The organism is Dehalococcoides mccartyi 195, from assembly GCF_000011905.1.
Classification (GTDB): Bacteria; Chloroflexota; Dehalococcoidia; order Dehalococcoidales; family Dehalococcoidaceae; genus Dehalococcoides; species Dehalococcoides mccartyi.
This window is the reverse complement of record NC_002936.3, coordinates 1,393,884-1,417,190: the sequence shown is the minus strand read 5'-3', so window position 1 is coordinate 1,417,190 and position 23,307 is coordinate 1,393,884. Positions and strand designations below refer to the sequence as shown.

At 45.1% G+C, this 23,307-nt stretch carries 26 protein-coding genes, 1 tRNA gene and 1 pseudogene; 22 read left to right on the top strand and 6 right to left on the bottom strand.

The annotated features are described in order from the left end of the window. Positions 1-59: 59 nt before the first annotated feature. From DET_RS08060 to DET_RS08010, 11 genes are all read left to right on the top strand, one after another. Positions 60-1,001 carry a respiratory chain complex I subunit 1 family protein gene (locus DET_RS08060; RefSeq protein WP_010937247.1) on the top strand — a complete coding sequence of 314 codons (942 nt, stop codon included), beginning with the start codon at positions 60-62 and terminating at the stop codon, positions 999-1,001. Positions 1,002-1,004: 3 nt separating this feature from the next. Next, positions 1,005-1,685 (top strand): hydrogenase subunit, encoded by a 681-nt coding sequence (locus tag DET_RS08055; protein ID WP_010937246.1) that lies wholly within the window; start codon positions 1,005-1,007, stop codon positions 1,683-1,685. Next, positions 1,685-3,166: a proton-conducting transporter membrane subunit gene (locus DET_RS08050; RefSeq protein WP_041223486.1), complete on the top strand. Its 1,482-nt coding sequence runs from the start codon at positions 1,685-1,687 to the stop codon at positions 3,164-3,166. Before DET_RS08055 ends, DET_RS08050 begins: the two co-directional genes overlap by 1 nt. 2 nt (positions 3,167-3,168) lie before the next feature. Continuing rightward, positions 3,169-4,749 carry an NADH-quinone oxidoreductase subunit C gene (locus tag DET_RS08045; RefSeq protein ID WP_010937244.1) on the top strand — a complete coding sequence of 527 codons (1,581 nt, stop codon included), beginning with the start codon at positions 3,169-3,171 and terminating at the stop codon, positions 4,747-4,749. A 10-nt stretch (positions 4,750-4,759) separates the two neighbouring features. Beyond that, on the top strand, positions 4,760-5,275 hold the full coding sequence (locus DET_RS08040; protein ID WP_010937243.1) for an NADH-quinone oxidoreductase subunit B family protein: 516 nt from the start codon (positions 4,760-4,762) through the stop codon (positions 5,273-5,275). Between the two features lie 226 nt (positions 5,276-5,501). Beyond that, positions 5,502-5,894 (top strand): hypothetical protein, encoded by a 393-nt coding sequence (locus tag DET_RS08035; protein ID WP_010937242.1) that lies wholly within the window; start codon positions 5,502-5,504, stop codon positions 5,892-5,894. Between the two features lie 171 nt (positions 5,895-6,065). Then, positions 6,066-6,191, top strand: a complete 126-nt coding sequence (locus DET_RS08865) for a hypothetical protein (protein WP_010937241.1) — start codon at positions 6,066-6,068, stop codon at positions 6,189-6,191. A 425-nt stretch (positions 6,192-6,616) separates the two neighbouring features. Next, positions 6,617-7,339, top strand: a complete 723-nt coding sequence (locus DET_RS08025; protein ID WP_044026235.1) for a MerR family transcriptional regulator — start codon at positions 6,617-6,619, stop codon at positions 7,337-7,339. A 6-nt stretch (positions 7,340-7,345) separates the two neighbouring features. Beyond that, positions 7,346-7,597, top strand: a complete 252-nt coding sequence (locus DET_RS08020; protein ID WP_010937238.1) for a DUF362 domain-containing protein — start codon at positions 7,346-7,348, stop codon at positions 7,595-7,597. Next, positions 7,597-7,785 carry a hypothetical protein gene (locus DET_RS08015; RefSeq protein WP_041223414.1) on the top strand — a complete coding sequence of 63 codons (189 nt, stop codon included), beginning with the start codon at positions 7,597-7,599 and terminating at the stop codon, positions 7,783-7,785. The genes DET_RS08020 and DET_RS08015 overlap by 1 nt, the downstream gene beginning before the upstream one ends. Before the next feature lie 123 nt (positions 7,786-7,908). Continuing rightward, the gene (locus DET_RS08010; protein WP_148184977.1) at positions 7,909-8,415 is read left to right on the top strand and encodes a putative immunity protein; all 507 of its coding nucleotides are present in this window, start codon (positions 7,909-7,911) and stop codon (positions 8,413-8,415) included. 18 nt (positions 8,416-8,433) lie between these two features. On the opposite strand, the gene DET_RS08005 is transcribed toward DET_RS08010, so the two are convergent. The 3 genes from DET_RS08005 to DET_RS07995 form a co-directional block, all read right to left on the bottom strand. Beyond that, positions 8,434-9,150, bottom strand: coding sequence for a hypothetical protein (locus DET_RS08005; protein ID WP_148184975.1), 717 nt, complete (start codon positions 9,148-9,150; stop codon positions 8,434-8,436). Positions 9,151-9,377: 227 nt separating this feature from the next. Further along, a complete protein-coding gene (locus DET_RS08000; RefSeq protein WP_010937234.1) occupies positions 9,378-10,058 on the bottom strand; it encodes a response regulator transcription factor in 681 nt (226 codons plus the stop codon). A 17-nt stretch (positions 10,059-10,075) separates the two neighbouring features. Next, entirely contained in the window at positions 10,076-11,110 is a 1,035-nt protein-coding gene (locus DET_RS07995; protein ID WP_010937233.1) for a PAS domain-containing sensor histidine kinase, read from the bottom strand. 292 nt (positions 11,111-11,402) lie between these two features. Between DET_RS07995 and DET_RS07990 the strand changes: the two genes are divergently transcribed. From DET_RS07990 to DET_RS07975, 4 genes are all read left to right on the top strand, one after another. Next, positions 11,403-12,851, top strand: coding sequence for a reductive dehalogenase (locus DET_RS07990; protein WP_010937232.1), 1,449 nt, complete (start codon positions 11,403-11,405; stop codon positions 12,849-12,851). Between the two features lie 32 nt (positions 12,852-12,883). Further along, positions 12,884-13,156 (top strand): hypothetical protein, encoded by a 273-nt coding sequence (locus DET_RS07985; protein ID WP_010937231.1) that lies wholly within the window; start codon positions 12,884-12,886, stop codon positions 13,154-13,156. A gap of 236 nt (positions 13,157-13,392) precedes the next feature. Next, on the top strand, positions 13,393-13,845 hold the full coding sequence (locus DET_RS07980; protein ID WP_010937230.1) for a hypothetical protein: 453 nt from the start codon (positions 13,393-13,395) through the stop codon (positions 13,843-13,845). 76 nt (positions 13,846-13,921) lie between these two features. Next, positions 13,922-14,686, top strand: a complete 765-nt coding sequence (locus DET_RS07975; protein WP_010937229.1) for an adenosylcobinamide amidohydrolase — start codon at positions 13,922-13,924, stop codon at positions 14,684-14,686. A gap of 41 nt (positions 14,687-14,727) precedes the next feature. Here DET_RS07975 and DET_RS07970 read toward each other — a convergent pair whose 3' ends face one another. Together DET_RS07970 and DET_RS07965 are read right to left on the bottom strand one after the other, a co-directional pair. Further along, the gene (locus DET_RS07970; RefSeq protein WP_012984059.1) at positions 14,728-14,970 is read right to left on the bottom strand and encodes a hypothetical protein; all 243 of its coding nucleotides are present in this window, start codon (positions 14,968-14,970) and stop codon (positions 14,728-14,730) included. A 378-nt stretch (positions 14,971-15,348) separates the two neighbouring features. Next, positions 15,349-15,567 (bottom strand): helix-turn-helix domain-containing protein, encoded by a 219-nt coding sequence (locus DET_RS07965; RefSeq protein WP_010937228.1) that lies wholly within the window; start codon positions 15,565-15,567, stop codon positions 15,349-15,351. Positions 15,568-15,655: 88 nt separating this feature from the next. On the opposite strand from DET_RS07965, the gene DET_RS07960 reads away from it, so the two are divergent. The 3 genes and pseudogenes from DET_RS07960 to DET_RS08940 all read left to right on the top strand — a co-directional run. After that, positions 15,656-16,246 (top strand): hypothetical protein, encoded by a 591-nt coding sequence (locus DET_RS07960; RefSeq protein ID WP_015407424.1) that lies wholly within the window; start codon positions 15,656-15,658, stop codon positions 16,244-16,246. Between the two features lie 279 nt (positions 16,247-16,525). Then, complete coding sequence (locus tag DET_RS07955; protein WP_010935871.1) at positions 16,526-17,458, top strand: hypothetical protein; 933 nt, start codon at positions 16,526-16,528, stop codon at positions 17,456-17,458. Further along, positions 17,413-18,504, top strand: a pseudogene (locus DET_RS08940) (recombinase family protein); the annotation flags it as partial. The gene DET_RS07955 and the pseudogene DET_RS08940, both read left to right, overlap by 46 nt. A 491-nt stretch (positions 18,505-18,995) precedes the next feature. Here the strand turns inward: DET_RS08940 and DET_RS07940 are convergent. Then, positions 18,996-19,071, bottom strand: a tRNA-Ala gene (locus DET_RS07940). Between the two features lie 127 nt (positions 19,072-19,198). Here DET_RS07940 and gatB point away from each other — a divergent pair. From gatB to DET_RS07920, 4 genes are all read left to right on the top strand, one after another. Beyond that, entirely contained in the window at positions 19,199-20,677 is a 1,479-nt protein-coding gene (gatB, locus tag DET_RS07935; RefSeq protein WP_010937225.1) for an Asp-tRNA(Asn)/Glu-tRNA(Gln) amidotransferase subunit GatB, read from the top strand. Between the two features lie 2 nt (positions 20,678-20,679). Continuing rightward, positions 20,680-20,898, top strand: coding sequence for a preprotein translocase subunit SecG (gene secG / locus DET_RS07930; RefSeq protein WP_010937224.1), 219 nt, complete (start codon positions 20,680-20,682; stop codon positions 20,896-20,898). Positions 20,899-20,910: 12 nt separating this feature from the next. Beyond that, positions 20,911-21,759: an SAM hydrolase/SAM-dependent halogenase family protein gene (locus DET_RS07925; protein WP_010937223.1), complete on the top strand. Its 849-nt coding sequence runs from the start codon at positions 20,911-20,913 to the stop codon at positions 21,757-21,759. 450 nt (positions 21,760-22,209) lie between these two features. Beyond that, a complete protein-coding gene (locus DET_RS07920; RefSeq protein WP_010937222.1) occupies positions 22,210-23,040 on the top strand; it encodes a prephenate dehydratase in 831 nt (276 codons plus the stop codon). Positions 23,041-23,307: the final 267 nt, after the last annotated feature.

The window sequence follows — 23,307 nt, the reverse complement described above, 5'->3', positions numbered from 1 at the left end:
CATATCCTGTACAGCTTTATAACCGTTCTGCTGGTTATACTGGCGGCAAGGTGGCTGTGGTGAGCTTAAATCTGGTGTTATACGGTCTTATAAACACCGCTCTGGCCCTGCTGGTATCTCCCCTCTTTATCAGCCTTATTAAAAAGGTCAAGGCTTATGCTCAGGGACGGGTGGGGCCGCCCCTTTTACAGACCTACTACCAGCTGTACAAACTTTTCAAGAAGGAACGGGTTTATTCCTATCAAACTTCCTTTATAATCCGCCTGACCCCTTACCTGAGCCTGGTTTTTATGCTGGTGGCCTCTTTATCTGTGCCGCTGGTTTTTATACCTGCGGCAGACCCCGGTCTGGGCAATATCATCTTGTTTTTATACCTCATGGTTATGTCCCGCTTTTTCATGGCACTTTCGGGGCTGGATGCCGGCAGCAGTTTCGGGGGTATGGGCAGTTCCCGCGAGATGACCATTTCAGCCATTATAGAGCCGGTGGTTATTATCGTATTCGGGGCGCTGGCGTATGTGCTTCAGACAACCAGCCTGTTTGATATGTTTGCTCAGGTGCGGGAAAGCAGTTTTTTGTCCAATCCCAGCCTGATACTGACCGGTATTTCACTTTTTATAATCCTTATTGTAGAGACTTCGCGGATACCGGTGGATAACCCCGAAACCCATCTGGAACTGACTATGATACACGAAGCCATGACGCTGGAATATTCCGGGCCGGATTTGGCACTGATAGAGCTTTCCCATGCCCTTAAACAAACCCTGCTGATGGGGGTGCTTCTAAATATAATCGCTCCCTGGGGGCTGGCGGCGGAAAGTACGGCTGGCGGCATAGCTTTAGCGTTTCTGGCTTTTGTGATAAAAGGCAGCCTGCTTGCGGTGGGGGTGGGCATATTTGAGTCCCTCATGGCCAAGTTCCGCCTTTTCCGGGTACCGGGGCTTTTTATGCTGGCTTTTTTCTTTTCCTTTATCACCGTAATATTTAAATTTTTGGCCTAGAGAATGTTAGAAAATATACCTTTAAACGACATACTGAAAATACTGCTGGTGCTGGTGCTGGTTACATCTGCCCTGGTTTTGTGGCAGCGCAGCCTTACCAGTTTGTTTAAAACTTATGCCCTGCAGTCTCTGCTGGTGGCATTGGTAGCTCTGGCGTTTTTTATACATGACAGCCACCTGACCCTGCTTTTTATTGCCCTGCTAACTCTGTTTGGCAAGGTGTTTCTGATACCCCGTATTCTGAACCGGATACTTTTCCAGATGAATATCCGGCGTGACCTGGAGTTCCGCTTCCTTTACCCGGTAAGCTCACTGATAGTCAGCATACTGCTGGTTTTCGGGGTTTATCAGGTGTTTTCAAGCCTTCTGGGCGAAGTAATGCCTGAGCGGCTGTTTACTCTGGGGGCGGTTATAGGGGTGTCCATGGCACTAATGGGCATGATGGTCATCTTCAGCCGCAAGAAAATGCTGACCAAGATAGTGGGCTACCTGAGCATGGAAAACGGGGCCATACTGTTTGGTTTATTTGTAGCGGAACTGCCCTTTATACTGGAAATACTGGTCCTGATAGACTTGGTGATACTGGTGCTGCTTCTTACGGTGCTGGCTTTCGGCATAGATTCAACTATAGAGGATTTTCACCCCCGTTTTACGCCGCTGGGTGAATGGTTCAAGAAAAAGTAATGGAAAACCTGATACTGCTGGCTTATATTTTGCCTTCACTCATTCTGGGCGGAGGGTTGCTGGGACTGCGTTTAGTCAGGGGCAGCTTGTCCCCGAAAATGCTGGCCGGATTCAGTCTGGGGCACGGCTTGTGGCATCTGGGGCTGAGCCTATGGGTACTTTTAGCTTTACCCCTGCCCCATTATTTCATGGAAAGCCGTTACTTATTCATTGACCGGTTGGGTATCTTTCAGGTGCTGATTGCTTCAGCGGTGTTTATACTGGCGGCACTTTATTCCCGCGGTTATGTCAGCCATCTTATTGCAAATAAAGAGCTGGATACGGAAAATCTGCCCGTTTTCTATCTGGGTTTTAACCTGCTTCTTTCCGTGATTACCTTTGCCTTTTTTGCCAATAATCTGGCCTTATTCTGGCTGTTTTTAGAGCTGAGCACCCTCTTTTCCGCCCTGCTTATTGCCACCTTGAATGCCCGTGATAACCTGGTGGCCGCTTTGAAGTATATATTTATTGCCTCTACCGCCATGATATTTGCCTTCATCGGGCTTATTATTCTTTTCTCCCTTACCCGTCAGGTGAGCGGTACAGGCACTTTGAACTGGGACGAACTGGCTGGCTTAGCTCCCCTGCTTTCACCGTCGGTGCTGGGTTTAAGTGCTTTGCTGATACTGACCGGGCTGCTGGCCAAGAGCGGGTTAGTCCCTTTGCATAACTGGCTGCCGGCGGCTTATGCCAAAGCCCCGTCAGTGGTTACCGCCCTGATGTCTGCTACCGTGCTGAATATAGGCATAGTGGGTATTCTCCGCTTAAGCGCCCTGCTTCGCCAAAGCCAGATAGGCGAAACTTTTTCCAATGTGCTGATAGGTTTAGGCATACTCAGCATAGGGGTAGCCGCTTTCAGTATGCTCTCCCGCCGAAATCTTAAAAAGCTTATCGGTTTTTCCAGCATAGAGCATATGGGTATTATGCTGCTGGCTATAGGCATAGGCACGCCTCTGGCGGTGTTCTGGATGCTGTTCCATACCCTGGCTCATTCGCTGGTCAAGAGCGGGCTGTTTTTTTCGGCCGGGATTATCCGCCGCCAGTACGGCAGTGACCGTTTTGACCGTATATTTGATATATTCCGCCTCCAGCCGGTGGCGGCCTGGGGGGTTATAATCGGCAGTGCTGCTATTACCGGTATGCCCCTGTTTCCGGTCTTCCTGTCTGAACTTAATATCCTTATCCAGCTGGGCGGTATTTCGGTCTGGCTGGTGCTGGCAGTGCTTTTCTGCCTGCTGCTGGTAGCTTCTTCCTTTGCCACTTTTCTGCTCAAAGCCTTTACCCGCAGTGAGCAAACTGCCGACCGCCCTGTTTTCCGGACCCCCCTGTCCATGAAGCTGCCGGTTTATGTTATTATGGCCGGAGTAGTGGTTTTGGGGGTTTTCCAGCCTCCCGTACTGGCTGATTTTCTCAGCCAGATAGTCAAAGGTTTAGGTTTTTAGCTATGAAAATACCTGATTTATATACTTATCTGTCCGAATTTCTAAGCCCTGCTATCAATCCCCTCAGGCTGGAAAAAGGGGCAAACAAAGATTATTATCTGGGGCTTGACTGGGCCGAAGCGGCTGCCCTTTACCCGAAGCTGGCCGAAGACGGCTTCGGGCTTATCGGCTTATTCGGCCTGGAGGGGTTCAGGGGCTACGAGGGACTCAGCCTTTTATACGTATTTGAGAAAAGGAATTACTCCGGGGCGCTGGTAATTATCCGCCGTACAGACAGCCCGGTTGCCTCTATTGCCGCCATTTTCCCCTCTGCCTGTTACTTTGAGCGGGAAATACGGGACGGCTACGGCTGTGAGTTTGAAAATGCCTTTGACCGCCGCCGGCTTTGGCTGCACGAAACCTACCCTGCCAATTTCCATCCGCTGGTAAAAAGTTTTAAAAACCAGCCGCTTAGTCTGCCTGCCGGGGTGGAGGATGAAGCCCTGTATCCATTTAAAAAGGTCAGTGGCGAAGGTGTGTATGAGGTTGGGGTAGGGCCGGTGCATGCCGGTATTATAGAGCCGGGGCATTTCCGTTTCAGTGCCATCGGCGAGCCTGTTTTGAATTTGGAAATCAGGCTGTTTTACAAACACCGCGGGCTTGAAAAACTGGCCGTGGGCAGGGATATAGATTTCGGGCTTAAAATAGCCGAATCTGTAAGCGGTGATGAATCCGCCGCCAATACTTATGCCTACTCTTCGGCGGTTGAGCATATTTGCTCTGTGCGTCCGCCCCGCCGGGCTGAACAGCTTAGGTTAATACTGCTGGAAATGGAAAGGCTCTATTCTCACCTTTCAGACCTTAGCGGTATGCTCACAGACGTAGCCTATCCGGTGGGGGCGGCTGCTCTTATGGCACTGCGTGAAGAACTGATGCGCTGGAACAAACGCCTTAGCGGCTCCCGCTTTTTAAAGGGCATAATTACTCCCGGCGGCTTGCTTCGGGATATACCTGCCGGGATTGTAAATGAACTGGCAGATTACCTGCGTGTCTTTGAGGGCAGGTTTAACCAGCAGGTTGAAAAGGCACTGGCCAAGACCTCGGTGGTTGACCGTTTTGAAACTACCGGTATTATAAATAACCGCCTGCTTGTACCCCTTAATATTACCGGGGTGGCAGCCAGAGCTTCGGGGGCGGATATAGATACCCGTTTAAACCAGCCTTACGGCTTGTACTCTGAGCTTGCGTTTGAGCCGCCTGTTTTGCCCGAAGGTGATGTCATGGCCAGGTTTAAGGTAAGGGTTTCCGAGGTGCAAACCTCACTGGGGCTTATACTTCAGACCGCCTCCAGGCTTTCCGCCGGCGAATATATAGTCCCGCTTAAGCCGCAAAACGGCTACAGCCTGGTGCTGGTCGAGTCTCCCCGCGGGCAGTCCCTCCACTGGCTGTGGCTTAGGGACGGGAAAATTGAACGCTATAAAGTGCGTACCGCCTCTTACTGCAACTGGCAGGCTATAGAGCATGCGGTGCTGGGGGATATTATTCCGGACTTTCCCCTGATAAATAAAAGCCTGAACCTGTCTTATGCCGGGACAGACCTGTGAGGTATCTGCGGTGAAAAACGTTTTAAATAATATTTTTAAACCCAAAGTATGCCGGCAGATGCCAAAGGGTGATGCAGACTTTGATAAACTGGGCTTTGCCCTGAAAACCGAGATACATGCTGTCTTCGGGCGGAGTCTGGCTATCAGGGCGCTGGACAGCGGCAGTGACAACTCTGCCGAAATAGAACTGAATAACCTTTCTAACCCCTATTATGACATTGAACGTTTCGGTCTCAGCTTCGTTGCCTCACCCCGCCACGCAGATATCTTGATAGTCACCGGTGCGGTCAGCCAGAATATGGCTATTGCCGTCAGGAAAACCTTTGATGCCATGCCCTCCCCCAAGCTGGTAATAGCCCTGGGTGATGATGCCTGCGGCAGCAGCATTGTCTGCGGCGGCTACGGGGTACTGGGCGGGGTTGATAAAATCCTGCCGGTAGACCTGAAAATACCGGGCAATCCGCCTGAACCAATCCAGATAATCACTGCCCTGCTGGGGCTTATGCGGTCTCTGGGCAAGAAATAACCCCTCCCTGTTGCCCCCTGCCGTCCGTCTAGCCCTTTTGCTGCCTGCCCTGCTTGTTCCTTAGGAAAGCTGCACTTTTCGGAAAAATTATTTCCATTTGGTCTTGACGCCGCATAGCCGTACGTTTTATAATTGCAACAATTACTAAATGCAACAAGATGCAATAATAAACCAGTTGCAAATAGCATTCAGACAACACCTCGTAAATGAAAGGAGACAGCAGGTTATGGCATGTTTTTTGGTAGTTGCAGGCGAGGCCGTGGTTACCACGGTTGTTCAGAAAACGGTAGAAAAAAAGGAAAAACAGCAGGGTATCAAGGCGGATAATACTTCGGGCATAAGCTGGGGCAGGAAACTGGGCTGGCTCAACAAAATGCTCTGGGGCGGCACGGCGCTGCTGGCTTTGGAGCATGTCTGGCATGGTGAGGTTGTGCCCTGGTGGCCGTTTTTAACGGCTATGGAGAACCCGGATGATATTGCCCCCATGCTGCATGAAATGGCTACTATCGGGACTGCCATGGCTATTACGGTCACCGCCATCTGGGCAGTTATGGTACTTATTGCAGATGCCAAGTTTAAATCATCTGCCAGGGCAAATAACATTGGTGCAGGTGCATAATGTGGCTGATAATGACTTTGGCTGCCGCTGTTATCACCACCGCTGTCTGGTATATAAAATCTCCAAATGATAAATATAAACTGGGTTTTCTCAGTCTTATGTTCTGGGGTGCAAGCATAATGTGGCTGGTTGACCACGTAATAGCCTATCTGCAGGAAGGAGGTGAATTTCATGGAAATCAATCAGGATGCAACCCTCTTGGGCATAAGCGTAATTATATTCGGGTTGCTGGTATGGGAAATTGTGCTGCTTGCCAGTGACCCCAAAGGAGTTATTAAAAAAGCTTTAACTAAATAGTATTTGTCCCCAATCTTTAATCTCTTTTAGAGGGCGGCCAAAAGCCGCCCTTATTATTATTAAGAAATGGCAAGGATTTTACCCGGAGGCCGGCAATATAAAGCGCGCTAAGTAAACTGCTGATGTCTGTAAAGAAGAGCCACATGGAAAGATAAACTTCGGGCAGACCCTGTGCCCTGGCTGCTGGAAACAGATTAGTCCCAGCTGAGGGCAGAAAAATCTGATAACAGGGTTAAAAAATGCTGCGATTATTTGTTTGAATATCACCAGTCCAAGTGCGGCTGGTTTTCTGATAATGGCACTCCCTCAGGCTTCATTCACTGCCTGGCGGGTAGCCTTCAGGTTTCTGACTGATTTTAATTGGTCTCTGCTGCTTGAAAAGTATATAGTGTTAGTATATACTATACACTATAGAGTTAGTGAATATGGGAAAAACAGATATAGTCAAACAGACCCTGATGCGGATAAGTGAAGTCGCGAAAGCGGCGGGTGTTTCTCTGCCGACTATTCACTACTACACCCGTGAAGGCTTACTGTCCCCCTTGCTCAAAACTGCCCCCAATATGGCTTACTACAGCCCTGACTGTGTTGAGGATATCCGGTTAATCAAAGAACTCCAATCAGAAAAATTCCTTCCTTTGTCTGTAATAAAACTCGTACTGCAAGCCAGGCGGGACGGACAGGATATTGAGCATCTTGGGGAGATGCGTACTCTCCTGGATGATGTATTTCAGCCGGTAGTCACAGGAGAGCCTAACCCGCTGACGGCAGGTGAGCTGATGAATGCCTCTGGGTTGTCTGCTCCGGAGATTAAGGGCCTGCAATCAATGGGTCTGCTGGTGCCCCGAAAAACCGCCAAGGGTGATGTGTATGATGATATTGACCTGCGTGTGGCCGGTATTATTAAAGAACTGGCCGGGTTTGGTCTGGAACTGAATGACCTGGGTATTTATAGCCGGTATATTGAGGTAATACGTAACGAAGCCGATGAAATACATAACAAAATTCATCATATGCGCGGTATGGATACGGTGCCCGTAGCCAGGCTGTTTAGTACCCTTAATAGCTTAAAAGCCTATTTGGCTACAAGGGTTTACCGCCAAGCTTTAGAGATGCACCAACAGGATATGGATAAGAAAGAGAGTTAAAGCCAGATGCTTCATAGAGTACCGCACCACTCTACTAAATATATCAGCCTGGATACCAGATTATGTCAGGCCTGCTGGAAATGTGTTGAAACCTGCCCCAACGGGGTGCTTGACAAGGTCAATCTGCCGTTCCACAAGCACGCCCGCATCAGCTGGCCGGATAATTGTAAAGGCTGTCAAAAATGTGTCAGGGTATGCCCGGAGAAAGCGATAACTCTTTCTCAAACAAATATTCACCATAATAAGGAGATTGCCTGATGAGAAGAGTTGTATGCTTATCCATGGCAGTATTATTTCTGGCCACCATAATAACCGGAATTGCGGAAGCTCATGTCCACCCCGGTAATTCCGGCCATCATGTGGCTGTGGCAATAGCTTTTATTGCCTCAATACTTATCCATCTGGTATTAAACAGGAAATCTTTTAGCCGTTATTTATCCGGTTAGGTTTGCAAATCGGGGTAAATAATAGACAGTATCAGTATGGACTTTGATTTAAATATTCGGTTTAGTTGTGCAGGTGCTTGTTTTTGAGCATGACTTAAAATGCATGTTATTTGGAGGCCGGGATTGCAGGAAAAGATAAGGCCAACAAAACTGTTATATGAAATTCGCAAGTCTGTCTCAAAGATTTTGGATAAGCCTTTTACAGAACATATAGACCATCAGGTCTTTAAACCTGACCAAAGAATTTTGGCTATCTGGGCTGCAGAATGCGCTGAGCGTGTTCTGCCATTTTTTGAAGAAAATTATCCCGGTGACGGCAGACCAAGAAAAGCAATTGAAGTACTCTGGGACTGGATTGATACCGGAGTGTTTAGTATGGCGGCCATACGCAAAGCTTCTCTTGATGCCCATGCTGCAGCCAAAGGGAAGGAAGAAAAAGACGCTGCCTTTGCCGCCCACGCTGCGGGTCAGGCTGTTGGCACAGCTCATGTTGTGACACATGCTTTGGGCGCGGCGCTGTACAGTATCAGAGCTGTTGTGGCCCGTTCGGCAGATGTAAATAGTGCGTCCCAGGAGCGTGATTGGCAGCTTGAACTATTGCTTAAATATGCTAAACAAGCAAGAGAGTGACCATATCGTAGAATCTCTTTAATCGTGCTTTGTAATAAGATATTCCCGAAAGACCTTGTTGGCTTTGCCAGCAAGATACAGGTGTGAAAACCTCAGGTCTAATGGCAAGAGTTCCTTTTTTACGAAGTCATCTATGGTTGGATAGCTTAATTCTTCCAACCTTTTTTCTGAGAGTTCCGCATCGTCAAAAGAGATTATCAAAGAAGTGTTGGTTGGATAATCTCTTCTAGCCTTCTTTTCTGCTGCTACTACAATTCGTTTAAGTTCGTTTTCTACTCCTTCTTCTACTGGGGTAGCTTCTGGCGGGATTGAAACCTGAATGTTCTTTCCTTTACCAGTCTTGATAACAGGAGCCTTTGCAAAACTATAACTTTTATTAAATAGTTCGCGCCTGCGCCAATAATCGTTTTTCCCCTCGTGAGCTTGGGTTACCTCAATGTAAGTTTCAGTTGCAGGCTCTGTTCTCTTGTCTATGACTATCGCATCGTATCTTTGATTACCCATAACTGGTTTTAAAAGAACTTGGTTGGTGTTTCCAAATTTATGTTCACCAAATTTTGCTAGAGGACTAATTTCCTCGGTTAGTTTTTTCAAGAGCCCTTTTTGCAGCCTGAAGGCTTTTAAACCTTCTTGGGTTGAACAAATATTTTCCACCTTCTGGCTTAACCAACTCTGTAGCTCAGAAGGCGTTCTTTCCTTTTCGATTTCGTCTTTAATTATGTATTCTGTTGCCATGTTCATTTTAATTCTAACATGCGTGAGAACAGGGACTCGGTGAGAGAATTAGTGTAAACAAAAGTAGTACAAAAACAGCAGGGAAAATGGAGCTGAGATATCAATAGGTAGAACTTTTCAATTCATATTTCTAATTAGTTAAAGACGTCATAAATTGGGTGCTGTTTGAGCCCTATGCTCCCAATAAAATTGACCTCAATAATTTATATTTGCTGATGATAAGTCACTTACTTTAATTGCATCTCAGTTGCTATAGTAGCAAGTTGAGTACGATTAAACACTCCGTATTTACTTTTTAACTGATGTATATCTTTTTTAACAGTATCCATCGATATCTGTAGTTCGAAGCATATTTCTTTGTTTAACTTCCCTTTGGCCAATAATGATAGTACTTTTAATTCGCGAGGTTTTAAATGGCTTTTCCCTATTTGTACTTTTGTATCATTAGGTTCATTCCCTAGTCTACTCAACCCCCTGATAACTCTGTACAATAGCTCTCCGTGCCAAACTGTACCACCAAGAGCAACCATGCGAATCGCTGAACAAACATAATCTCGCGAAGACCCCTTCGGTATAAATCCGCTAACCTTATGATCTAATGCCTCAACTAAATACAATTCACTTTCATATCCGGAAATTATCAGAATTTTTATGGAAGGAAACTTTTCATTAAGCTGTGAAGCAATATCAAATCCATCTGAACCACTAATCCTTATGTCCAGTAATAATACATCCGGATGAGCTTCAGCAATTTCCTTCAGGAGTCCTTTTTGTCCATTTGATTCACCTACTAATTCAAAGTCCTGTTCTTGATTAATAATGACTTTAAGGCCTTGTCTCACTATTTCATGGTCATCAACAATAAATATTCTGATTGGGTTACGTATATTGTCTGATAAATTCCCCATTTTAACCTCGGATATCGTTAAAGTGATAATGTAGGCATTATGTGATTAATTATAGGCAGCAAAACATGAATACAGGTACCCTTTACCCCACTTCTAATACAAAATGTTCCGCTGACAATCTCTGCTCTTTGGCGCATACTTTGTAACCCACTCGGCCGTATCCAATCGACGTTTTTTAAGCAAAAACCGATTCCGTTATCACATATGTCAAGCGAAATATTTTTATCAGTCCTATTAAGATCAACAACTATTTGTGATGCCTGAGAATACTTCTTAGCATTTAATAAAGCCTCATGGACAATCCGGTATATTGTTGTCTCTAAATACGGCGGCACTGCTTTTGTCAGTGAATGATTAAACTTTATCTCACAATGCATTTCATCTTGCAGATGAATTGATTCTTCTTGGATTAGCCTGATAAGTCCATACCTAGCGAGTGTGCTTGGGTAAAGTTCCCGCATAATACTTCGAGCTTCAATTATAGTATTATTCAATTGCCCCGATAATTCATCCAGTTTATCTCTTTTATCCTTATTAAAAGGTTTCTTGCAGAGGGTCAAAGCATTTATTTGATGCAAAATCCCAGACAGATTCTGGACAATCCTGTCGTGAATCTCAATTGAAACCCACTCCCGTTCTTTTTCTTGTGCTGCAACATAAGTCTGAATTTTTGTTTGGAACTCAGATATATCCTTAAACAATGCCAGGATATATTCATGGTTGTCCATCTCAATAAGCCTTAAGGAAATCTCTGATATTTTTATTTCACCATTTTTACATCGGTGAATTGAATTATGAATAGAATATCCCTGTGCTTTGACTTTGTTGATGTGTGGCATAACCTCTTTAACCCGCTCGGGTGGGACTATATCTATGACATTCAGGCCTTTAAATTCGCCTTTTGTATATCCGTGAACTTTACAAGCCTGATCATTAGCAAATACTATTTTGCCATTTAGATCCGCAATAAATACCGAATCTCTGATACCGCTTATCATCAAATCATTTGCGGGCAAAACTTCTTGCGTTGGTAATTGTTTTTCGCCAAGCACTTTTCTACTCATACTCGGATTATAACATACAAAATACAGCTCTAGGCTAAGACTATTTTAGACTAATTACTGCTCAGTCTAGGATTTCATTCTTAAAATACACCTTTGGTAGCCTCCTTTAAGGAGGCTACCAAGACTCTCAATTGCTTATACTCGTTAATACTTTGGTACGATGATTAATATGCTTATTGAATTTAATATCTATTGTAAAAGTGCAGGAGGTGGACAGCAGAAATTAACTCCATGAAACTCAAAACTGTATCTCAAAAGCAAATTCATATCGGAGGAGTAAATGTCTAGTTTTCACTCAATAGTAAGCAGAAGGGATTTTATGAAAGCCCTTGGTCTGGCAGGAGCCGGAGTTGGGACAACTGCGGCTGTAGCCCCGGTGTTTCGTGATCTGGATGAAGTAATATCTACCTCAGCTGAAAGTGATTATGCTAATCCCTGGTGGGTAAAAGAAGTAGACCAACCAACTACCGAAATTGACTGGAATATATTGCAAAGATTCCAGAAGGGCAGTTATAACAACTTTACCGCCCATTTGACAACTGAAGAAGTAAAAGCTATTCAAGCCAAGACAAAGCAAGAAGCTATTGCACGAATGACCAGTTCTTCCAAGCCTGGGCAAACCCTTCGCGATAATGCAATTAAAGTGGGTGGTTGGGCTGGTGTGTGGTACCGGATGACACAACCAAACCTGACCAAGGATCTGGTGGAAGGTTGGGATACTGTTCCTACCCCTGAAATGTTGGGGGTTCCCAAATGGCAAGGCACACCTGAGGAAGGTTCCAATATGATTACTCAAGCATTGCGGTTCTTTGGCGCATCTAGTGTTAGTTTTGCCGAGATAAATGAAAACACCCGCAAGATGATATGGGCACAGATGCCTCAGGGGACATATCCCGATATAACCTTTGAAGAAGCACCAAAGCCTTCTTTCAACAGTGCTTCAAACAAGGTAATTATTCCGGATACTGGTATTTATGCAGTAGTGCATACTGTAAGACAATCATTGGATACTTCCAGTAGGGTCGGGTACCTTTCTGATGGAGCAGCCGGACAAGCTTATGACAACTGTGATATAGCACAGTGGCGTTTACAGGCATTTCTTAAAGTACTGGGCTATTTTTCTGTCAGCCAGAATATACAGGGCAACGGCCCGATTGTTGGTTGGGGTGTTATGTCTGGGCTTGGCGAACAAGGCCGTTTGGCACATTTGATAACTCCGGGTTGGGGACCCATGATTCGTCAGTCAACTATGAATATTGTAAATCTGCCGGTAGCCCCCAAGAAGCCGATAGATTTCGGTGCCAGAAAGTTTTGTATTACCTGTAAAAAATGTGCTGATCTTTGCCCTTCTGGTGCATTGTCAAAAGAGACAAAGCTCACATGGGATATAGTTCAAGCTTATGATTCGGTCAAACCAAACCTTTTCAATAATCCCGGTTTAAATAACTGGCCACTTGACCATTTCAAATGTAATCGCTATTGGAATGAATCAGATACCTATTGCGGCGTTTGCCAAGCGGTTTGTGTCTTCAGCAAGGATGATGCTTCCAGTGTCCACGAAATTGTTAAAGCTACTCTTGCCAAAACTACAATGCTTAATAGCTTTTTTGTAAATATGGACAAAGGATTTGGTTATGGTCTTAAACCTGAAGATACCATTGAAGAATGGTGGACAAATTCATTCCCTGTAAATGGCATTCATTACGATAATGACGCCTATTACAATTAATCAGGAAAAATATCTTCGGAAGGTAAAAAATTATGTGGTTTATTATCGGGCTGTTAGTTGGAGCTTTATTTTTAGGTTTTATGTGGCTACAGAAACGCAGTAACTTCAAGCTTACCTGGTACGAATGGCTATTGGGGATTGCAGGATTGGCATTGTTGCTTTTTACTGTCCAGAATTATTTGGGCAGTTATGTTGAAATAGAACCCAAAGCCGCCACCATGTTTCTGCTGGTGACCGGTTTACCATCTCTGATTTTGCTGGCATTAACTTGGCAATTAGCTGCCAGAAGAATCAAAAAGGCCTAAGCCAGATTTCCTGTACTTATTCAAGCGGGGGAGTAGTTTCCCCCGCTTATTTAATACAAGGGGTATATTATGGTTCAACACTTACAATTGTAAGCTAACGTAAAATTGCTTAATCCCCAGGGTATTTTAGGTGATTCCCAAATAATATTATTAATACTATCAACAGAAACAAGCCGGAAAACTTCTGATGCCCAAATTTCCAGATTACATATATTGGCATATTGGAAGGATAAAGAATGCATAGATTGATTAGATTTGCGCTCACTTTCATCAGTATATTCTCAATAGGGTTATTAGCTGCCTGTGCAAATAGTAAGAATATAATTGAGCAACCTGAACAGATACCTGAAGTTTGCCCGGATACTTTGGTACAAATTGACGAAGCAGTTTTATCCGCTGCTATTGACGAAAATGGTAATCCAATTCAGCTTACTCATGAATTTACGGTCGAAACACCTAAAATCTATTGCACTTTTATAGTGCCGGACATTTGTTGCACGACACTGTTTGTTAGATGGTTTTACGGAGAAGAAATTATCGGTACTTGGGAAGGCGTCGGCATAGGTAATCTCATACCTCAGACTCTCTCTCTGGATAAACCGGCTGGTGGTTTTGCCAAAGGTGATTACAGGGTAACAATGTATTTGGGATTCCGCGAATTAGTGACTGAATATTTTACGATAAATTGAAGCTTGTATCACTTGTTTTTAGGAGGGGACTGTTTTTTAGTTGGCTGAAGAATCAAGCATAATTTGGAGGAACAAGGTGTTACAAGAACTTAAAATAGATACTTACAAAGAGCTGGGCTGTTTCCACGGGGTAAGAGCAGGCATTGCCTATCATAAAGCTCTGGGAGTATCCACCAATACTCTGGTTATAGAACTGCTGGAGGAAAGGAATATACTCTCCACCCGCACCGGATTGGGCAAAGCCAAATATATACTCAATACCCATATCCCCCCCGAACTCTGGGACTTTATGCATGACAACTCGGCAGACTGGCAAACAGCCTACTCGGTAGTACTGGAAGAAGTCCTCAAAAGATACGATACAGACCTGGATAATGTCTCATTCCTATCTACCGGGGTAGACCAGGACAATATAGCCTGGGCGGAAGAAACCTATGAGGAATTCTGGGTGTTGGCCTTTGCCACCGCCGGAGTTAAGACCAATGCCATGCGGATAGGCTGTGATGAAGCCAGCGGCATAGAGCGTAACGGCAAGTTTGAGAAGATAGGCACGATTAATGTTATCCTGCTGACCGGCTCAAGCCTTGAGACACCCACCCTGGCATCTTCATACATTACCCTGACCGAAGCCAAGAACGTAGCCTTGCAGGAGCTGGATATACGGAGTGCGGCACATCCAGAGTGGCAGGCAACCGGTACGGGTACAGACCAAATAATTACTGTATCAGGCACAGGTGGAAAATACACTTATGTAGGCGGGCATACCAAACTGGGGGAGATGATGGCCAGAGCAACCACCAGAGCCGTCAAACAGGCTATCAGGAACTGCCGGGGGTACTAGGGGTATTTGATGTATTATCCAATGAATTAAACCTTAATTAACTAATGCATCTGCTGCTTTTTAGATTTCCACTCAGAATAATACATCCTGATAGTCTCCCGTTTGTATATGATTTTGTCATACGGGTCACCAATACTATTATTTAGAATAAACTTAACCTCATGACACAAGTAACCATGTTCAAATAAATCAAATACGGTGCATTTTAGAGTACCAAGTCTAATATTAAATTTACGTGCAATTTCAATTGCTTTCTTATCCTCTTCACTAGGTTCAATACTCATTGTATTCTCCTCTTGCATCAGTAATTAATATCGATACCATTATGAAAACAGTCACTCATATAAAAGCGCTATTCTTTCTCATATTACTACCGTTATTATTATCGATATATTTTGTCCTGTGATAATCCTTTAACAAGATCTAGATGCCTTACCAAGTTATACATAGGGATTTTGAAACTAGGATATCACCTACCCCCTCAAAAAATAACCCCCTCAATTTCTATTTTAGCCTAAGTAATTGGGTTTGACACGTCTATCTGGGCATTTTATCAAACAGTAATTACCGTTTGATAGTTTACAAAAGAACCTTTTGTATGGTCATAATAAAGGGCAATTTGCAGCGCTAAGGGTGAGAATTGAATAAGCTTTAGAGGCTGGTTAGGTCTTAAAGAGATCTGAAACTGGCACTTTGAGGGCCCTGGAAATGGCATAAATATTCTTGAGCGAAGGATTCCTCTCGCCCCGTTCGATACCACCTAAATATGTCCTGTGAACACCTGCCCGATCAGCCAACTCCTCTTGCGAGACTCCGGCTTTCTTCCTTAAATCGCGTATGCGTTCACCGAATCGTTGTTCAATAGTCTTTTCAGTCATCATATAAATTCCTATTGACCAACATGATATGGTGATGTAGACTATAGGTCTACAGACTATAAGTATCATTTATAAGTATTAGGGGAGTTTAATGAAAACACTCGCAAGATTAATCCAAGCTGTTTTACTGGTTATCATGTTGATTTTTGCATGGAATGCAGTCGCTTATTTTGTAAACTCGGCTGATTCAGATGATTCAGCCCCTGCTGTCAGATCTATACCGACCAAGCAATCTATCCTCCAATCCCCCCTTACACTCGATGGTCTTAAAACATCCGGGCGGTATGCGGCTGGGTATGTCTTTCTTGATTTTTATGATTCATACAGATTAGTCAATTACCTGAATAAGTATGATTATTCAGAAACTCATCAACCTTATAATGCCGGCTCAAGATACGGCATGTACTTTTCGGATGTATTTTATCTGGTTCCCGGAGACAACCTGAAAATTGTTATCTATAGTGATGTACCTTTAGGCCAAGATTTAAATTGTGAAATATCCAAATACACAAACAAAGGCCCGGTTGGCGTTACACCTTCATATAATGTTGAGCGATATGAAAATGGCTATCGGGCAGTGCTTAGCTGCCATGCTACCGAATCCGGCACATATCAGTTCAGACTTTGGCATCAGGATAAGACGGCATCTAAAAGGTGCGCAATCGTATTCTATTTCGAGTAGCAAATGTCCAGCTAAAAAGCCCGCTCTGGATTTAATCATTTGAGCGGGCTTTTCCTTTATCTATCAAGTACTGTCGAACAATTATCCGGGCAAGGATTTTTAGCCCCTTCATCGTCTGGGGGTCTATAGAATTTGCCTTGGCTGTCTTTTTCCTGCCCATATATTCATAATAACAAACCGCAAAATACATATATTAGTTGTAATTAGCATTGGTAAGAGCATATAATTATGTTATAATGAATCACAGGCAGACTTATCAGGCTGTCAAGGGGGTAAAATATGCCAAGAAAAAAGGCTCCGTCTATTAAGGAAACCCGCGAATGGCTTGACTTATATGAGAGCGGCTGGTCAGAAGCCCATTTAGCCCAACGGAAAGGTAGGGATATCAGGACTATCCGCAAATATATAACCGAAGCTCAAGCGGAACGCCGTTTTGACCAAGCCGAACTTGAGGTACTAAAAACAGCACTGACCAAGCACCAAGAACAACTCCTTGCCACCTTAAACGAACTTGATGCGGCTATTGCCCTGCCGGAGCCCGATACCCGGTTTTATTTTGACCAAGATACTTATAAAATTGAATTTAATGCAGGGAAAGTAGTTGCCACGCAACCTGAGTCGTCCACAGATATTATCGTTAATTTAGAACTTGAAAACAGTCTTCTTTTCACCCTTGTTGAACAGCATTTAAACCATAACCTTACCTTCTTTTCATTAAAAGGTTGGAAAGCAGCATGCGAGAACTATATAAATAGGTGTATCTTCTTCCGAAAAGAATTAGTAGAAGGTATGGATAGAATGGGGAGAGAAGTAGGGATAGAAGTATGCGCAGAAGCAAGGGATGAGAAGGGTATTTTGCTTGATTTTATATGTAAAAACAGCTTTAAATTCATACTTCTAAATGATCGCACAATACTTGAAAAAGCAGTTGAAAGGTTACAAATTAATAAGAACCGGGGGGAAATAATAATAAAACCGGGTACCACTTTATTAAGCTGCCCAGGCGCTGAAGAGGCATGTCTGGAAGCAATAACCAAATTATTAAGCATCGATAATTTGAAAAAATTCACATACATACGGGAAGCCTATAAACAACTTGGAATGGAAACACAAACCCTTAAGAGAGATATTCAAACTCTGATTTTAACCAATTTTCTGCCAGGGGAATGCGATGTTTGCCGTCGCTTAAAAGGCCAAAGGAGCGGGAAATGAAAGTCGCACTTTACGCCAGGGTATCCAGCGAAGCTCAGGACGTAGAATTATCCATTGCCGCCCAGTTAAGGGCACTTAGGGATTATGCCGGAAAAAATAACTATCAGATTACTTATGAATTTATAGATGAGGCTGAAAGCGGGCGGACTGCCGCCAGACCTGAATTTAAACGGATGATAGCCATGTCCAAGTCATCCATACCACCTTTCGAAGCTATATTAGTCTGGAAACTTAATCGCTTTGCCCGTAACCGGGCTGACTCTATTACCTATAAACTACTGCTTCAGAAAAAGGGCATTAAAGTCATCTCCATAAACGAACCCCTTGACGATTCACCCACCGGCAAGCTGATGGAAGGAATAATAGAGTCTCTGGACGAATTTTATTCAGCCAACTTAGGGCAGGATATAAAGCGGGGAATGAAAGAAAATGCCCTCAGGGGATTTTATAACGGAAGCCAGCCGCCTTTAGGATATGAACTTGTAAAAGTGAAGGATGGCCCAAAGCAACGGAATAAACTTGCCCCCGAAGCGGATACCTCTCCGGGAGTTAAAACCGTAAGATACATATTTGCTCTGGCGGATAAAGGCAAGGGCTGTAAAGAAATAGCCAATATTCTCAACCGGGAAGAATATATAACTAAGGCAGGTAAACCCTGGGGCAGGACGACGGTTCATAAGATACTCTGCAATGAAGCCTATACAGGCACTCTGGTATGGGGAGCCAGACCCAGCCAAGGTCTGGCTAAAAATGAAGAGGCAGTGCGGTTAGAAAATGCCTGGCCGGGTATTATAGACAAGGAAACTTTCCAGCGTATCCAGCAGAGCATGGTCTCCCGCCAGCCTAAAAATACCCACCCCCGGACAGTACCCAGCCAGTACCTGTTAAGCGGAATGGCTTTTTGCTCCTGTGGTGCGGCTCTGACCGGGCACAGTGCCAAATCAGGCCAGTATGCGTACTATCAGTGTAACCGGAAGTTTAAACAGGGAAACGGGGTCTGTAACTGCCAGGCAATACCTAAAACAAAATTGGAATCAGCTGTTATTAAGCAAATAAAGTCCAAGGTATTAACCGAAGAAAATCTGGAGGAACTAGTAAAACAGGTCAATGAGGAACTTGAATCAACTTCCAGCCATCATAAGGAAAAGCTGGCCGTTTTGGATGCCGAACTGGATGATATCAGACAGAGGTTAAACCGCCTGTATGAGGCTATTGAAAGCGGCAAGTTAAATTATGACGATCTGGCGCCCCGGATAAGAGAGCTTAGGGAACGGCAGTCTAAACTTGAAAAGTCCAGGGTATTAGCTGAAGCTGAGATGGTAGCTGATAGTGACGACAATTTTAATCTTGGGATGGTTAAAGCCTATGCAAATGACCTTAAACAGCTGCTTAACGAATCGGAGATAACCGACTGCAAGACTTTCTTAAAGACTTTTGTTAAGAAGATTGAAACAGATAGCCGTAATGTGAGCTTGAAATATACCCTGCCGCTACCGGGAACTAACAGAAGAAGGGAAGTTCTACCTATTGATACCTTTGGTGGAGCTGAGGGGATTCGAACCCCTGACCTCTGCGATGCGAACGCAGCGCTCTCCCAACTAAGCTACAGCCCCATGTAAAGGGCATTATAACATAAGCCCGCTTTAGCATTAAAGCAAAACACCCGGCCTGCCTTGCCAGTGGACGAAGAATATTGATATACTTGCTAGTTAACCAGAGGTAGGTGAAATGGTAACTACAATGACTCAATATGAAACAGTAATCGGTCTGGAAGTCCACGTTCAGCTGAATACCAAAAGCAAGATGTTTTGCCGCTGCAGTACGGACTATACCAGTGCCGAACCCAATACCCATGTCTGCCCGGTATGTCTGGGCATGCCGGGGGTACTGCCCACTATAAATAAACAGGCGGTGGAATACACCATTATGTCTGGCTTGGCTTTGGGCTGTGATATTGCCTCCTTCAGCAAGTTTGACCGCAAAAACTACAACTATCCTGACCTTATGAAAGGTTACCAGATTTCCCAGTATGACCAGCCGCTTTGCGGCAAGGGATTTATGGATATAAATATAGACGGGGCTATCCGCCGCATCGGCATAACCCGTATTCACCTTGAAGAAGACGTGGCCAAACTCCACCATGAGAGTGATATTAACGGCCAGCCTTACAGCCTTTTAGATATAAACCGCTCCAGCATACCTTTGATGGAGATAGTCAGTGAGCCGGATATGCGCACCCCGGAAGAAGCCCGCCAGTACCTTATGAAACTGCGGACCATAATGCGCTATCTGGGTGTTTCCACTGCCAATATGGAAGACGGCAGTTTCCGCTGTGATGCCAATATTTCAATACGGCCTGAAGGCTCGCCTGAGCTTGGGGCTAAAGTGGAAGTAAAAAATATGAACAGCTTCAAGGCGGTTTTTTCCGCTTTGGAATATGAAGAAGTCCGCCAGCGGAAAATGGCAGATGAAGGCAAAAAGATAAGCCAGGAGACCCGCGGCTGGCAGGATGACAAATGCCAGACTGTCTCCCAGCGTTCCAAGGAATTTGCCCATGACTACCGCTATTTCCCCGAACCGGATTTGCCCCCCCTGCATATCAGTTGTGACTGGATAGAGGCTATAAGGGCAAAGCTGCCCGAACTGCCCGAAGTCCGCAAAGAAAGGTTTATTCAGGGATACTGGCTGTCCGAATATGATGCTTCGCTGCTGACGGCCAGCCGTGAACTGGCAGACTATTTTGAAGCGGTTCTGTCCGAAGCTGATTTCCAGAATATACCCCAGGACAAGGGCATAAAGGAAGTGGCTAACTGGGTAGTCGGGCCGGTAAGCTCCATAATGAATACTGCCGGGGCGGATATAAACGCTTTTACCCTCAAGGTCAGCCCGGCCAGCCTGTGCCGCCTGCTGGTGCTGGTTTCAGCCGGCAAAGTAAATGCCGCCACCGCCAAAGCGGTGCTTGAAGATATGTATAGTACCGGGCAAAATGCCGAGACTATCATTGAAAAGAAGGGTCTCAGCCAGATTTCCGACAGTTCCGAGCTGGTATCCATTGCCAAAAAGGTGCTGGCGGATAACCCCAAGGCGGTTGCCGAATATAACGAAGGCAAGACCCAGGTTATCGGCTTTTTAGTAGGCCAAATGATGAAACAAAGCAAGGGCAGAGCCAACCCTAACATAGCCATGGAGTTGCTTAAGAAAGCTCTGGAGGAAGGATAAACATGCAAACCTACCTGATTATAGCCCAGATAGTGCTGGCCGTAGCCCTCACTCTCTCAGTTCTGATGCAAGTAAAAGGCGGAGGTCTGGGCGGTATCTTCGGGCAGGCAGACAGCGTCTACCGTACCAAACGGGGTATAGAGAAAACCCTTTTTATACTCACCATTGTGCTGGTAGTCCTGTTCCTGCTGGTATCTCTGCTTATGCTGAAACTAAGCTAAAGGGGGCTAGTTGTGGGTATTATTACCCTTACTACTGACTTTGGCTTGCAAGATGCCTATGTGGCCGCCATGAAGGGGGCTATCCTGAGTATAAACCCAAATGTCCGGCTGCTGGATGTTTCCCATCAGGTAGAGCCCCAGAATATTCAGCAGGCGGCTTTTTTATTAGGTGAGGCCAGCCCCTATTTCCCGGCAGACACCATTCACTTAGCTGTAGTAGACCCCGGGGTAGGCAGCGGCCGCCGGGGGATTATTTTAGCCACTCCGGCTGGCATATTTATAGGTCCGGACAACGGTATTTTTAGTTATGTGCTTAGCCCCTATCTGCCCAAAAGTAACAGTGATTTGCTGCCGGCCGAAGGTCTTCTGAAGCTGGATATTCCCCGGGGTGTAGAGGCTTTTCAGTTAACCAACCCCGCTTTCTGGCTTAAAGCGGTCAGTGCCACCTTTCACGGGCGGGATATATTTGCACCGGCCGCCGCTTATATCAGTCTGGGTACTCCCCTTCGGGATTTCGGGCCGCGTCTTGACTGGATAAACGCCTTTCATCTGCCCTGCCCGGAGACTGCTCCTGACGGGACTATTACCGGGCACGTGGTATATGCAGACCATTTCGGCAATCTGGTTACCGATATTACTCCCCAAATGTTGCCTTCTGGCAAACCTGTCGGGCTGGAGATTTTGGGCCGGACTATCCATGGTCTTTGCCAAAATTACACTCAGGCCAGCGGTTTGCTGGCTGTTATCGGCAGCAGCGGGAGGCTGGAGATTGCTCTTCAGGGCGGCAGTGCCGCCGGTCTGCTTTCAGCCCGCCCGGGAGACTGTTTCCGCCTTATTATTCCGGCTGTAGCCAGAGAATAAATAAGTTAAAAAAGAGGGCCCCGTAAAAGATTCGGGGCCCAAATGTATTCCAAACTGTATTTAATTTTCGGGGGAAACGGTCGTTCCTTACTTTCCCCGCCTGGCCAGAAAAGCCAGATTTCTCATTAACCGTAGAGTAAACTAACCGGAAAGCTCAGGAACCTTCGCCGCTCTTTGCCGGCTTGATGATGGTCAACTCCCCCTAACTCCCACCAGCGAAGAGCCGATACAAGGGAAAAACCAAGTACATAACAGAGCCTGCAGTTTCTCCAAATGCCTTGCCTCCTTCTTGCCAGTATTGGCAGGAATTCTCCTTGCCTGTATTTATTATACCACGCCCTGTACACCCGAAGGTGTCTTATACCAAAAACACTGTATATATATACCCTTGCCTCTGCCTGCGGTAAACGCTATTATTAGCATAATCTGGGTACGGAAAGGGGCAGGCCAATGATTAAGATTTCTATACAGGGAGCTCGCGGCTCTTTTCATGATATTGTAGCGCGCCATAAATTCCCCGGTGATTCCGAGATTATTGAAAGTGACACCTCCCATCAGGTATTTGAAGATGTCAAAAAGGGGCTGGCTGATTACGGGGTTGTGGCTATAGAAAACTCCCTTTACGGCTCGTTTCTGGATAATTATGACAATTTGCTCAAATATGAAAGCAAGATAGTCGGCGAGACCTATCTGCACGTTATCCTGAACCTGATTGCCCTGCCCGGTGTTAAAATGGAACAGATACATGAAGTTTATACCCACCCTATTGCCATGATTCAGGCCGAATCTTTCCTTGAAAAGCACCCCAGTGTGATACGTATAGAGGGCTACGATACTGCCGGCAGTGTCCGCATGATAAAAGAAAAAAACCTTACTACTGCCGCTGCTATCAGCAGCAACCTGTCAGCCCAGCTGTATGATATGAAAATACTGGCCAAAGATATTGAAACTGAAAAGCAGAACTATACCCGTTTCCTTATCATAGCCAAAGAGCCCAAATACCCCCCTCAGGCGAATAAAACTTCTCTGGCCATAAAGGCTGAGAACAATGCCGGCAGCCTTTATAAGTGCCTTAAGTGTTTTTATGACCAGGGTATAAACCTGTCCAAGATAGAATCCCGCCCGGTTATGGGGCGTACCTGGGGTTATTACTTCTATCTGGATTTTGAACGGGGCTTAAATACGCCTGAAACCCAGCGCGCCCTGAAAGAGCTGGCAAAGGTAACCGAGACTATTCATGTTCTGGGTTCATATGAACAGGGCAGCGTGTTTGAGGAATAGTCCGGCTGTTTTTTAAAAGATTGAAAACAGAGTCCTTAAGCTTATGATATAGCGATTTGCACCGGCCTCTTTTTGAGACCGGTTTTTTTGTGTTTTCAGGTTTTTTCTCCCGGTAACAAACATTTCAGATTACCCTTTAAAGCCCGCCTGTATCTACGTGGACAGTTTCTCTTTTTTATAAGTAGTTTTACGTATAAGAAAAATAAGTACAAATGCCTAAAGCGTATTACGTATAAAAGCGGATAGTAAAAAACACACTGAAATATA

Excerpts from the sequence above, each read along its gene's own strand:
- DET_RS07960 (WP_015407424.1), top strand. The coding sequence starts at position 15,656 with ATGAAAACACTCGCAAGATTAATCCAAGCTGTTTTACTGGTTATCATG.
- DET_RS08035 (WP_010937242.1), top strand. The coding sequence starts at position 5,502 with ATGGCATGTTTTTTGGTAGTTGCAGGCGAGGCCGTGGTTACCACGGTT.
- DET_RS07955 (WP_010935871.1), top strand. The coding sequence starts at position 16,526 with ATGCCAAGAAAAAAGGCTCCGTCTATTAAGGAAACCCGCGAATGGCTT.
- DET_RS08000 (WP_010937234.1), bottom strand. The coding sequence starts at position 10,058 with ATGGGGAATTTATCAGACAATATACGTAACCCAATCAGAATATTTATT.
- DET_RS08865 (WP_010937241.1), top strand. The coding sequence starts at position 6,066 with ATGGAAATCAATCAGGATGCAACCCTCTTGGGCATAAGCGTAATTATA.
- DET_RS08020 (WP_010937238.1), top strand. The coding sequence starts at position 7,346 with ATGCTTCATAGAGTACCGCACCACTCTACTAAATATATCAGCCTGGAT.
- secG (WP_010937224.1), top strand. The coding sequence starts at position 20,680 with ATGCAAACCTACCTGATTATAGCCCAGATAGTGCTGGCCGTAGCCCTC.
- gatB (WP_010937225.1), top strand. The coding sequence starts at position 19,199 with ATGACTCAATATGAAACAGTAATCGGTCTGGAAGTCCACGTTCAGCTG.
- DET_RS08050 (WP_041223486.1), top strand. The coding sequence starts at position 1,685 with ATGGAAAACCTGATACTGCTGGCTTATATTTTGCCTTCACTCATTCTG.
- DET_RS08055 (WP_010937246.1), top strand. The coding sequence starts at position 1,005 with ATGTTAGAAAATATACCTTTAAACGACATACTGAAAATACTGCTGGTG.
- DET_RS07980 (WP_010937230.1), top strand. The coding sequence starts at position 13,393 with ATGCATAGATTGATTAGATTTGCGCTCACTTTCATCAGTATATTCTCA.
- DET_RS08015 (WP_041223414.1), top strand. The coding sequence starts at position 7,597 with ATGAGAAGAGTTGTATGCTTATCCATGGCAGTATTATTTCTGGCCACC.
- DET_RS07965 (WP_010937228.1), bottom strand. The coding sequence starts at position 15,567 with ATGATGACTGAAAAGACTATTGAACAACGATTCGGTGAACGCATACGC.
- DET_RS08005 (WP_148184975.1), bottom strand. The coding sequence starts at position 9,150 with ATGGCAACAGAATACATAATTAAAGACGAAATCGAAAAGGAAAGAACG.
- DET_RS07985 (WP_010937231.1), top strand. The coding sequence starts at position 12,884 with ATGTGGTTTATTATCGGGCTGTTAGTTGGAGCTTTATTTTTAGGTTTT.
- DET_RS08025 (WP_044026235.1), top strand. The coding sequence starts at position 6,617 with ATGGGAAAAACAGATATAGTCAAACAGACCCTGATGCGGATAAGTGAA.
- DET_RS07990 (WP_010937232.1), top strand. The coding sequence starts at position 11,403 with ATGTCTAGTTTTCACTCAATAGTAAGCAGAAGGGATTTTATGAAAGCC.
- DET_RS07920 (WP_010937222.1), top strand. The coding sequence starts at position 22,210 with ATGATTAAGATTTCTATACAGGGAGCTCGCGGCTCTTTTCATGATATT.
- DET_RS07970 (WP_012984059.1), bottom strand. The coding sequence starts at position 14,970 with ATGAGTATTGAACCTAGTGAAGAGGATAAGAAAGCAATTGAAATTGCA.
- DET_RS08045 (WP_010937244.1), top strand. The coding sequence starts at position 3,169 with ATGAAAATACCTGATTTATATACTTATCTGTCCGAATTTCTAAGCCCT.